8 protein-coding genes are annotated in these 11,032 nt (G+C 60.8%); 3 read left to right on the forward strand and 5 right to left on the reverse strand.

Going from position 1 to position 11,032, the window contains the following annotated elements:
• Positions 1–134 precede the first annotated feature (134 nt).
• Genes U1A24_RS02500 through U1A24_RS02520 form a run of 5 tightly spaced genes read right to left on the reverse strand, consistent with a single transcriptional unit; the run spans position 135 to position 6,636 of the window.
• Complete coding sequence (locus U1A24_RS02500; RefSeq protein WP_322320414.1) at positions 135–1,661, reverse strand: indolepyruvate oxidoreductase subunit beta family protein; 1,527 nt, start codon at positions 1,659–1,661, stop codon at positions 135–137.
• A complete protein-coding gene (locus tag U1A24_RS02505) occupies positions 1,658–3,805 on the reverse strand; it encodes an indolepyruvate ferredoxin oxidoreductase subunit alpha (protein WP_322320415.1) in 2,148 nt (715 codons plus the stop codon). Before U1A24_RS02505 ends, U1A24_RS02500 begins: the two co-directional genes overlap by 4 nt.
• On the reverse strand, positions 3,806–4,276 hold the full coding sequence (locus tag U1A24_RS02510; RefSeq protein ID WP_322320416.1) for a MarR family transcriptional regulator: 471 nt from the start codon (positions 4,274–4,276) through the stop codon (positions 3,806–3,808). It abuts the gene before it with no gap.
• The gene (locus tag U1A24_RS02515; protein WP_322320417.1) at positions 4,273–5,844 is read right to left on the reverse strand and encodes an NAD(P)/FAD-dependent oxidoreductase; all 1,572 of its coding nucleotides are present in this window, start codon (positions 5,842–5,844) and stop codon (positions 4,273–4,275) included. Before U1A24_RS02515 ends, U1A24_RS02510 begins: the two co-directional genes overlap by 4 nt.
• A gap of 3 nt (positions 5,845–5,847) precedes the next feature.
• Positions 5,848–6,636 (reverse strand): cyclase family protein, encoded by a 789-nt coding sequence (locus U1A24_RS02520; RefSeq protein ID WP_322320418.1) that lies wholly within the window; start codon positions 6,634–6,636, stop codon positions 5,848–5,850.
• A 99-nt stretch (positions 6,637–6,735) separates the two neighbouring features.
• Between U1A24_RS02520 and U1A24_RS02525 the strand changes: the two genes are divergently transcribed.
• The 3 genes from U1A24_RS02525 (at position 6,736) to U1A24_RS02535 (ending at position 11,003) form a co-directional block, all read left to right on the forward strand.
• Positions 6,736–8,301: an NAD(P)/FAD-dependent oxidoreductase gene (locus U1A24_RS02525; protein ID WP_322320419.1), complete on the forward strand. Its 1,566-nt coding sequence runs from the start codon at positions 6,736–6,738 to the stop codon at positions 8,299–8,301.
• Between the two features lie 33 nt (positions 8,302–8,334).
• Positions 8,335–9,855 (forward strand): ABC transporter substrate-binding protein, encoded by a 1,521-nt coding sequence (locus tag U1A24_RS02530; protein ID WP_322320420.1) that lies wholly within the window; start codon positions 8,335–8,337, stop codon positions 9,853–9,855.
• Positions 9,856–9,992: 137 nt separating this feature from the next.
• The gene (locus tag U1A24_RS02535) at positions 9,993–11,003 is read left to right on the forward strand and encodes an ABC transporter permease (RefSeq protein WP_322320421.1); all 1,011 of its coding nucleotides are present in this window, start codon (positions 9,993–9,995) and stop codon (positions 11,001–11,003) included.
• Positions 11,004–11,032: the final 29 nt, after the last annotated feature.

Raw genomic sequence — 11,032 nt, forward strand, 5'->3', positions numbered from 1 at the left:
ATTGCTCTATTCGAAATACTCCCGCCGGAGGCTCCATAGATTTCAGCCAGAAGAAACGTTAAAAATCCCTTAATGGCACAATATCAAGTCATTGAAAATAAACAATATTAAAAGGTCCCGAGTTGGGACCACCCTCAGGCGAAACTTCGCACCGTCGCCAAAGCCCCATCCAAGGCCTTGCCTTCCTCATCCATCAAAGCCGCCTCCCGCAGCCGCCGCGCCCAATCCGCCGCATCGGCCCGCCCCGCCACCAAAGCGATCCCCTGCAGCACCCGATCAAACTTCGAGAGCCCGCGCGCATGGGTGTCCGAATAGCCCTTCACCAGCCGCCTGCACCGGATCACCTCAACCGCGAGATCATAGTTGGCAGGCAAATACCCCAGTGCCACCGCAAGCCAAGCCTCCAGATGCGCCACCTCATGCGCGTGCCGCAGCGACCCCAACCGCCGCCGCTTCATGCCGCCCAAAACATACAGCATCAGGTAAGCCCGCAGGCTGTCCGTCCGCATCCGACGCCCCTTGTTGAACCAGCGATCCAACCGCGCCATCCAGATCGGGCTGGCCTCCAGCTTCGCACCCAAGCGCGCCGGAAACAGCCCGACAATCTCCTCGGCCCGAGGATGCAAAAACTCGGTCAGCTGCACCACATTGCCAGCCTTCGCGCCCATCTCAAGCGCAATCCGCTCCGCCCGCCCCGCGCGCGTTTTCAAATCGGCCACCCGGATCACATCATCATAGGCCATCGCGTTGGCCACATACTTCGCCGCCTGCCGCGTCAATTCAAACGGCGCGCGGTCCCGCGAAAGCACCGCCTCGACCCGCTCCAGATAGCCCGCACCATAGGCCAGATCCTGAAACTCCACGACCTTGCGCAGGCCCAGCACCGCCATCTCGGCCACCGCTTCCGGCATCCGCCCCGCCCGATCCACCAGCGACTGCCACGCAGCCACCAACCGCGCCGACCCAACCGGAGCCATCTTCTGTGCCACCGCAACCACCGGCATCGTCACCGGTCCCTGCGCCGCAGCATACCCTGCAGCAAAGGCCCGCAACGAGGCCTCCGCCCCTTTGCCCCCCGATTTAATCGCCGCCTCAAACGCTTCCCGCGGGAAAGGCAGCACCTCGGCCCCCGCCAGCGCGCCAAACAGGCTGGCCGAAATCACCGAGCCTTGGGCAATCGCCAGCGCGTCGAAATCTGCGGCAATAAACCGGCGCGCCGCCACTTCCGCCGCTGCAATCACCTCATCAGACGAGGCAATGCCATCGCCCGGCACCATCTTTTCACTGACCGCCAGCGCGCGATGCGTCGAGGTGATCAAGGTCGTGCGATCCGGCGTCACAAAGCCCCGCATGATCGAGCGGCCAGCCTCCATCATCTCGGCCGTGACCATGATATCGACATCGCCCGCCGCTGGCATCAGCGAGAACACCGGCGCGCGCGGGCCAGCTGGGGCCATCTCCACATAGTAAACCGTAGCGCCCGTCCGCTGCGCCACCCCGGCCACCGAGGTCGCCTGACAAACATAGCCATTCGCCCGCGCCACAGCCTCGATCCAGCCTGTCAGCACGCCGCCGCCCTGCCCGCCCACCGCCAAAAGTGCGAGTTTGATCACGCCGTCCATGCCTTTGCCGCCCAAAGGGATTGCCTGTTGCAAACTCATGCCGCACCCCCAAATACCAAGCGTTTCGCGTCGCGTCGCCGTTGCAGCCAGCCGATCGCCCGTGCGCGGAACCCAGCCAAACGCTTCTCAAACGCGCTTGGATTATGCACCACATCGGCGCGGTAAAAGCTGGGGCACAGCACCGCCGCGTCAGCGACCTCACCACAGTTGCCGCAGCCAACGCAGGATTGGTCAATCGAGGCCACCGGATCATCACGCAGCGGATCATCCAGCTTTTTCAATGACAAAGACGGACACCCCGACAACCGGATACAGGCGTGATCGCCGGTGCAAACCGCCTCATCAATGCCAAAACGCGGCACATCGACCCGGCGCCCCTGTTTGATCGCCGCCGCACGCAGCGGCTTTTCGCGGCGCTGTTTGTTCAGCATACACTCGGATGAGGCCACAATCACCTTCGGCCCCGGCGCATCTGTCGTCAGCGCCTCGCGAATGGTGTCGCGCATCTTTTTCACGTCATAGGTGTGGTCAATCTGGCGCACCCAATCAATGCCGATGCCGTTCAGCGCTTTCGAAATCGGGTTCTTCGTGGCCTTCGTCGCATTGTCCGCGCGACTTGACATCACGTCCTGCCCGCCCGTCGCCGCCGAGTAGAAATTGTCGACCACAATCGCCACGCCATCGGATTTATTGAACGCCATATTGGTAAACGACGAGCTCAATCCGTTGTGCCAAAACCCGCCATCGCCGATGATCGCCACCGGGCGCCGTTCGCCGCCACCATCAAAGGCCGCATTCGCCGCAGGGCCAAGGCCGTAGCCCATCGTCGCCCCGCCAATCTCGAACGGCGGCAGGCTTGCGAACAAATGGCAGCCAATATCGGCAGCGATCTGGTGCTTGCCGAGTTCCTTTTCCACCAGCTTCATCGCCGCAAAAATGGGGCGCTCTGGGCAGCCGGTGCAGAACCCAGGCGGGCGGATCGGCACGGTTTTCGACAGGTCAGGAATTGCAGGCCGGTCGATATTCGGGGCACGCACCACCGCCGCCAGCATCGCGGGTGCTGCGGTTTTCAAGAACCCCGTCACCGCCTCCAGCATCACCGCCCCGGTATATTCCCCGGCTTGCGGAAACAGACCCTTGCCATGCAGTTTCACCGCGGATTCCGCACGATAGAGAAAGCTGCCAAGCTGGGTTTCGATAAACTCCGGCTGGCCTTCCTCGATCACCAGCACATGATCCTTGCCAGCGCAGAACTCCAGAAACTCAGCCGATATCAGCGGGTAAGTGACGTTGAGCACATAGATCGGCACGTCCGAGGTGCCGTAAATATCTGCCAATCCCAGCCGTTGCAGCGCGCGGATCAGCGTGTTGTACATCCCGCCCTGCACCACGATGCCGAAGTCGGAATCCGAGGGGCCAAAACGTTCATTCAATGCCCGCTCACGGATGAATTTCTCCGCCGCAGGCCAGCGGTTTTTCACCTTGTCCTGCTCATGCGCGAAAGACATCGGCGGCAAAACCACCCGTGCGAAATCACTGCGTGGGTTCGACAAAGCGTCCTTCACCGTCAGCTTCGGGCGCTGATTGTCGCGCGTCTGGAACGATCCGGTGACATGACACGACCGGATCCGCACCATCAGCATCACCGGGGTATTGCTGACCTCGGAAAGTTCAAACCCATCTGACACCGCCTGCACAATCGAGGGCAGGTTCGGGCGCGGATCGAGCAGCCAGAACTGCGATTTCATCGCAAAAGCATGGGTGCGCTCCTGCATAATGCTGGAGCCCTCGCCGTAATCTTCGCCCACAATCACCAAAGCGCCGCCCGTCACGCCAGATGAGGCCAAATTCGCCAAAGCATCCGACGCCACATTGACCCCGACCGACCCTTTGAACGTCACCGCCCCGCGCATCGGGTAGTGCACCGAGGCCGCCAGCATCGCCGCCGCCGCCGCTTCATTCGCATTGGCTTCAAACCGCACGCCCAACTCGCCCAGAAGATCCTGTGCATCGGCCAGAACATCCATCAGATGCGAGATCGGCGCGCCCTGATAGCCGCCGACATAGGCGACACCGTTTTCCAGCAGCGCCTTGGTCAGCGCCAATATCCCCTCGCCGGTGAAGGTTTCGCCCGCGCCCAGACGCAGGTCTTCAACTTCGGCCTTGAAAGAACGCTCTGCCATCTAAATCTCGTGCTTTCTGATATTTGTCAGCATTTTCTGAAGGGTAGCGGTGAAGGCCTGCCGTTCAGCCTCGGGAATGCCCCTGAACATCCGCGCCTGAGCTTTCGCCATATGCGGCCAGAGCGACTCAAACGTGCTGCGTCCGGCATCGGTGATGAACACCCGCACCGCGCGGCTGTCGGCACTGTCAACCTCGCGCCGGATCAACCCATCGGCCTGCAACTGGTCCAAGCTGCGACTCAGGGTAGAGGGATCCACCACGGTATAGATCGCAAGTTCCCGGATCAGCGGACCTTCCACCACCGAAAGCACCGCGAGTGCGCGCATTTTTGGCGTCGAAAGCCCCAGATCGGCCATTTCCTCGCGCAAGCTGGCATTGTAACGCCCCATGATGCGGTTCATCAGATAGGGGGCAAAGTTGGTTAACCCAATCTCCCCCAAACGCGGCACAATCGGTGTCTCGTCACTCATGCGCCCAACCTCTTCGCCGCGTTGAAACCCGACCCGCCGCCCAAGCCCGGCCCCGGATGTGTCGAGGCCCCGATATGGATCAAACCGCGCACTGGTCCTACGCCATTGGTCGAATGCGCGAAGGGTCGCCAGATGAAAAACTGGTCAATGCTGCATGCCCCGCCATAGGGATCGCCGCCGACGAGGTTGCAATTCATCCGTTGCAGGTCGGCGGGGGAATAGGCACGGCGGGCCAGTTTGATCTTATCGAAACCCTTGATATAGCGCGATAAAATAGCCTCAATCCGATCCGCAAACGTCTCGCGCGCCGCGTCCCAATCCTGCGCTGCAATCTCGCCACCTGCATCGCCCTTGATCACACGCGGCGCATCAGGGATCTGCAACCACAGAATCGCCTTTCCTTCCGGGCAGCGGCTTGGGTCCAGTCGATGCGGCTGACCAACGCAGATTGTCGGCGTCGCAGGCAGCATGCCGCGCTCGGCCTCATTGGCGGATTTCGACACCGAATCCACGCCATCGGCCAAGTGAATCAGCGCCACATCGTCCAAACCAGCTGTTAACCATTCAGGCGCTCGATCCAACGCATAGTGCAACTGAAAGTTGCCACGGCCATGCCGAAACTGCCGCACCGCCGCCTGATCTTCCGGCAGGTTCACATCCAACAGCCGCCCATACAACTGCCCCGGCGCAACCGAAGCCAGCACCGACCCGCAAGCAATTTCCTCGCCTCCCGCCAGCCGCACGCCCGTCACGCGACCGTCGCGCGTGGTGATTTTCTCAACCTCCGCGCTGGTGCGGATCACCCCACCCTGCGCCTCAATCAACCGCCGAAACGCCAAAGCCGCCTGCCCCGCGCCGCCTTTCGAGATCGGCGCACCCGCCGCCTCCAGTGCGAAGGCGATCACTTTGCCCATCTGCGCCGAATAGGCCGACTCGGGCGTCAGCCCACAATGCAGCACCCAAGGCGCCCACAACGCCTGCACCAGCGGGCTTTGATAATTGCTTTGCAACCAGCCCCGCGCGGGGGTCAAAGCGCTGCCCATCCAAGCCGCAAGACCGCGCAAGCCGCGCTTCCTCACCTGCCCAAACAACAGTTTCGCCGTGGCCCAAGACCACAAATTGCCGCCCAGCAGCGCGAATAGAAACGGCGCATCCGCCGCGATACCGCCGACATCGGCTGCGTGCTGATCGCCGTCACCTGCCGACAACGCATTGAAAGCACGCAGATTCTGCGCCGCATCCATCGTCAAAACCAGTGATGTCCCATCCGGCCGCAACACCGCCGTCGGATGCGGCGTATGGCAATATTCAAAACCATGCTTCGCCAGATGCGGTCCCAAAGCCGCCCCTGCGGGAGAGGTCATGAACAGCACAAAGGTCGCCGCCATCACGTCATGATGAAACCCCGGCAAGGTGATTTCATCCGTCAAAAGACAGCCGCCGATCCGATCTTCCCGCTCCAATACCAGCACGCGCGCGCCTTTCAGCGCGAGCATGCTGGCCGCCACCAGCCCGTTGATCCCCGAGCCGATGATGATGTGATCGAATTTCCCCAGATCGGCGGCCATTGGTTAACGCGCCACCAGCGCCAAAGCCCGGATCGGGCTGCCGGTGCCGTTCTCAATCTTCAACGGTGCCGCAATCAGAATTGCGCCCTTGGCAGGCAGACGGTCCAGATTGGCCAAGGATGCCAGCCCGTAGCAGTTGTTCTTGTGCAGCAGGTTATGCGCCGGGAACGGCGGCGTCATACCCCCGGCCTGGCCCGCATCGGTGCCGATACACTGGCTGCCCCAGCCAACAATTCTCTTTGAAATCAGATACTCGATGACCTCGGCGGTTGGCCCCGGCGTGTGCGGCCCGGTTTCATTGGCGTTCAGGAACAGCGCTTCGTCATGGCTGCGCTTGTCCCAATCGCTGCGCAAAACCACCCACTCGCCCGCGCCAATCGCGCCATGCTTGGCCTCCCAAGCCTTCACATGTTCAATCGTCAGCAGGAAATCCGGGTTGGCACCGCACTCCGCCGCGAAATCCAAAACGTTAACCGGGGCAACCAAGCGCTGTACTGGCAACGTGTCGGTATAACCGTCGGCATAGTCCTTGCCGGTGATCCAGTGATGCGGCGCATCGAAATGCGTGCCGGAATGCTCCCCAACCTTCAGCCAGTTCCACGCCCAGAACGGGCCATCGGCGTCATATTCCGAAATCCGGTGAATCTCGATCGCGGGGGTGTCCTTTGCGAAATCCGGCGGCAGTTTCAACAGCGGCGTGTTCGGCCCCAGAACCCCGGTGCAATCGACGACTTCCACCCCGCCCGAGGCGAGCATTCCGGCCAGACCGGCCAACACATCAGCTGAACTCATCGCTATCTCCCTGATTACGGCGGCTGCCCCGCCTTACGGAATAAGACTAGACAGAATTAAATGCATTTGCAAATATCCTTAAGTCAACCGGAGCGAAATATGTCCGAAAGTTACGACGCGGTCTTCATCGGCGCGGGCCATAATAGCCTTGCCTCTGCCCTGCATCTGGCCGCCTCTGGCTGGAAAGTCGCCGTGTTTGAACAGGCTGCGGTGGCCGGTGGCGCGGCCAAATCCGGTGCCTATACGCTGCCAGGCTTTCAGCATGATTGGGCGGCGATGAACCTGTCCTTGTTCGCCGGATCACCGTTTATGAAGGCCTATGGCGCGGAATTGGCGCAACATGGGCTAGAATTTGCGCCTGTTTCCAACCCCTTCGCCTCTGTATTCCCCGATGGCACTTGGTGCGGGGTCTCTACCGATGCCAGTGCCACCCGCGCCCGCATCGCAAAGCTGTCCCAAGCGGATGCCACCACATGGGACAAGCTATGCGCGCGCTTTCCAACCGAAGCACCGCATCTGTTCGGCCTTCTCGGCGCACGGATGAAATTGCGTGCGCTTGCATATTTCGGGTTCAAAACACTGCGCGCAAAGGGGCTAGGCGGCACGCTGGATATGACCAGATTCTTGCTGCAATCGCCCCGCCAATGGCTCACGCAAACTTTCGAGTCACCAAAGGTTCAAGCCATGCTCGGCGCATGGGGCATGCATCTCGATTTCGCCCCCGATGTCGCGGGCGGTGCACTGTTTCCCTATCTGGAGGGTATGGCGGGGCAAGCTTTTGGCATGGTTTTGGGCAAGGGCGGCTCGGATATCATTATCCGCGCCCTGACAGCCGCGATCAACGCGCGCGGCGGGCAGATTGAAACCGGGCAAACCGTCGCCCGCATCCTGCACAGCAATGGCAAAGCCACCGGGCTTCTACTGGCAGATGGCCGCGAAATCACCGCCCGTCGCGCGGTGATCGCCAATGTAGCACCCCGTGCTTTGCCGCGTTTGACCGGGACCACCAGCGATTTTGACGCCAAACTGGCCGCCTTCGCCCATGCCCCCGGCACGATGATGGTGCATCTGGCTTTATCCGATCTGCCGGATTGGAAGGCGGGTAACGATCTGAAATCTTTCGCCTATGTCCACATCGCCCCCAGTCTGGACCAGATGGCGCGCACCTATCAACAGGCGCAAGCAGGTCTTTTGCCGGATGAGCCGATCCTTGTTGTGGGCCAGCCGACCACGGTTGACCCCTCCCGCGCGCCCGCCGGCCAGCACACGCTTTGGTTGCAAATCCGCATGGCCCCCGGCGTGATCAACGGCGATGCCAAGGGAGAAATTGCGGCGAAAGATTGGGCTGAAGCCGCTGAACCCTTTGCCCAACGTGCGCTGGATATTCTGGAGGCCTATGCCCCCGGCACCCAGGCCAAAATCCTTGCCAAGCGTATCGTGCCGCCGACCGAACTCGAATCCGACAACCCCAATCTGGTCGGCGGCGATCAGATTTGCGGCAGCCATCACCTTGCGCAGAACTTTCTGTTCCGCCCCGTGCGCGGATATGCGGACGGTTCTACCCCGGTCCAGAACCTGCACCTGACCGGGGCCGCCGTTTGGCCCGGCGCGGGGCTGGGGGCTGGCTCAGGCTATCTTCTCGCCCAAAAACTGACCGGGAAATAACCCCGGCTTCAACCATAACCTCAGGGAATTGCTATGAAACTCAACCGTCGTGCGCTTTTACAACTTTCCGCCGCCACCGTGTCATTGGCCGCCTTCAGCCTGCCCGCCCGCGCGCAAGCCATCGAAGAACTGGTGATCGCCTATAACGTCAACCTACCCGCTTGGGATCCGACCACCGGCCCTTCGGCGGTCAATCCGACGATCCAAGGCATCTACCAATCGGTGTTCGACCAATACATCCTGCAACAGCCCGATCTGAAACCTGCCCCCGGCATTCTGACCGAATGGGGCTGGAACGAGGATAAAACCCAAGTCTGGATGACCGTCCGCGATGGCGTGACATGGCACGACGGCTCGCCCTTGACCGCCGAGGATGTCGCGTGGAGCCTTGCGCGTGTGGCCGATCCCGCCACCGGCAGCCCGATCCAATTCGTCTGGGGCACGCTGAAAAACCACCGCGTTGAAGGCAACAAGGTGCTGGCCGATGTCGCGCAATTCGACCCCACCATCTTCAAATGGATGTATTTCCTGACCGGCTATGTGCTGCCGAAAGCCTATTACGAAAAGGTCGGCGCTGAGGGCTTTGAGGCCGCCCCGATTGGTTCCGGCCCCTACATGGTGGAAAAATTCGAACGCGACGCCTTCGTGCGGCTGAAAGCCAATGCCAACTACTGGGGCGGCAAGCCGGAGTTTGAAACCGTCACCATCAAATTCGTCACCGACGCCGCCGCCCGCGTGGCCGAGGTGGAATCCGGCAACTCTCATGTCACGCTGGAAGTGCCCTACGAGGAATACGACCGTCTGAAAGCCACGCTGACCGGCACCGTGGCGCCCGTGTCGGATATCGGCATGATTTTCCTCAATGATATTGACGTCATGCTTGACCCGAACGTGCGCAAGGCCGCCGCCCATGCCATCGACAAGCAGACTATCATCGACCGTCTGTTGAAGGGTTACGGCGTGGCGATTGATACGCTGGAAACCCCGGAATACGACGCTTACGACGCCAGCATCAAAGTGCCTTACGATCCCGATCTGGCGGTCAAGCTGCTGGCAGACTCGGGCTATTCCGTTGATAATCCTGTGAAGTTCAAGATTCAGACCACCAAGGGCTTCAAGCCCAAGGATTATGAGATGATCCAGGCCATCGTCGGCCTCTGGCGCAAAGTCGGGATCGAGGCCGAGATCGAAATCTACGAGATCGCCAAGCATTACGAGTTGCGCGCCGCCGATCAACTCGCCCCCGCCGCCTTCTACAACTGGGGCAATTCGGTGGGTGATCCTACCACCTCGACGGGGTTTGCGATGTTCGGCCCCTCGCCGCATTCGGTTTGGGACGGCAAGGATCTGATCGACATGATTGGCCCGCTCTGGGGTGAGGCCGACGAGGCCAAGCGCATTGACGGTTGGAAGAAGGTTGACGCCTATATCGCCGAAAACGCTTTGGTGATCCCGCTGCTGCAATATGTGCAGCCGATCCTGTCGGCGCCGGGCGTGGTGGTCACGCCGCATGCTTCGGGTGCGCTGTTGCCCCATCTGATGAAGCGGGCCTGAGCAGGCTGATTTCGTTTACCTATCCTGCCACGGGTTGGGGGACTTTGGTTCCCCAGCCCGCCGCGGGATGTTTCTGCCCTGCAAACGCAACCGAAACCGTTTGACCCCTGCATCGCCCACCAAGGAAGACCCCGTCTATGCAATTCCTCCAATCGGTGCTTCTCCGATTATGCACCACCCTGATCACGCTGATCGGCGTGGCGGTGATTGTGTTCTTTGTCATCCGCGTGGTGCCTGGCAACCCCATCGCCATGATGCTGCCTCCGGGCGCGACCGAGGCCGACGTGGCCCGACTGACAGCACTTTACGGCCTTGATAAAACCATCCCGCAGCAATTCCTGATCTGGCTGTCCGGTGTGGCGCAGGGGGATTTTGGCACCTCGATCACCACCAAACAGCCGGTGTTGCAACTGGTGCTCAGCCGCCTGCCCGCGACGCTGGAGCTGTCGGTGATGGCTTTGTGCATCGCCATCCTGATCGGTGGTTTCATGGCGCTGACAGGCACCCGCCTACGCGGCAGCAAAACCGAGGCCGCAATTGATATCGGCAACGGCATGGCGCTGTCGGTGCCAGATTTCCTCTGGGGGTTGATCCTGATCCTCAGCTTTGGCGTCTTGATGCCAATCTTTCACATCTCGGGTCGCGTCACACCATCCCTTCCCCTTCCCTTCACCACGAATTTCTACCTGACCGAATCCCTCCTCCGCCTGCGCTTTGATCTCTGGCTGGATATCGCCTCTCACATGTTCATGCCCGCCCTCGCCCTTGCGATTCCGCTTGCTGCCATCATCGGCCAACTTCTTAAACAATCGCTTAAAGAAACCATGCATCTGGATTACGTCACCCTCGCGCGCACCAAGGGCTACTCGGAAACCCATGTGATCCTGCGCGAGGCGCTGCCGAATGCCATCCTGCCGACCCTGACTTTGGTCGGCGTGCAATTCACCTTTCTGATCGGCGGCACCGTGATCATCGAGCGGCTGTTTTCCTACGAAGGCCTTGGCAACATGGCAATTGATGCGGTGGTCAACCGCGATTTGCCGCTGATTCAAGGCATTGTGATCCTGTTCGCGGTGATCTTCACCGGCGTCAACCTGTTGGTGGACCTGACTTATGCCGCCCTGAACCCGAGGTTGCGCCATGCTTGACAGTCGCAGCACCATCAAACGCAAGCTGC

It is taken from the genome of Cypionkella sp., from assembly GCF_034376685.1.
In the GTDB taxonomy this organism is placed as follows: Bacteria; Pseudomonadota; Alphaproteobacteria; order Rhodobacterales; family Rhodobacteraceae; genus Cypionkella.

Bases quoted from the DNA above. Each gene is read 5' to 3' on its own strand.
- U1A24_RS02520 (WP_322320418.1), bottom strand. From the start codon at position 6,636: ATGAGTTCAGCTGATGTGTTGGCCGGTCTGGCCGGAATGCTCGCCTCG.
- U1A24_RS02515 (WP_322320417.1), bottom strand. From the start codon at position 5,844: ATGGCCGCCGATCTGGGGAAATTCGATCACATCATCATCGGCTCGGGG.
- U1A24_RS02505 (WP_322320415.1), bottom strand. From the start codon at position 3,805: ATGGCAGAGCGTTCTTTCAAGGCCGAAGTTGAAGACCTGCGTCTGGGC.
- U1A24_RS02510 (WP_322320416.1), bottom strand. From the start codon at position 4,276: ATGAGTGACGAGACACCGATTGTGCCGCGTTTGGGGGAGATTGGGTTA.
- U1A24_RS02530 (WP_322320420.1), top strand. From the start codon at position 8,335: ATGAAACTCAACCGTCGTGCGCTTTTACAACTTTCCGCCGCCACCGTG.
- U1A24_RS02525 (WP_322320419.1), top strand. From the start codon at position 6,736: ATGTCCGAAAGTTACGACGCGGTCTTCATCGGCGCGGGCCATAATAGC.
- U1A24_RS02500 (WP_322320414.1), bottom strand. From the start codon at position 1,661: ATGAGTTTGCAACAGGCAATCCCTTTGGGCGGCAAAGGCATGGACGGC.
- U1A24_RS02535 (WP_322320421.1), top strand. From the start codon at position 9,993: ATGCAATTCCTCCAATCGGTGCTTCTCCGATTATGCACCACCCTGATC.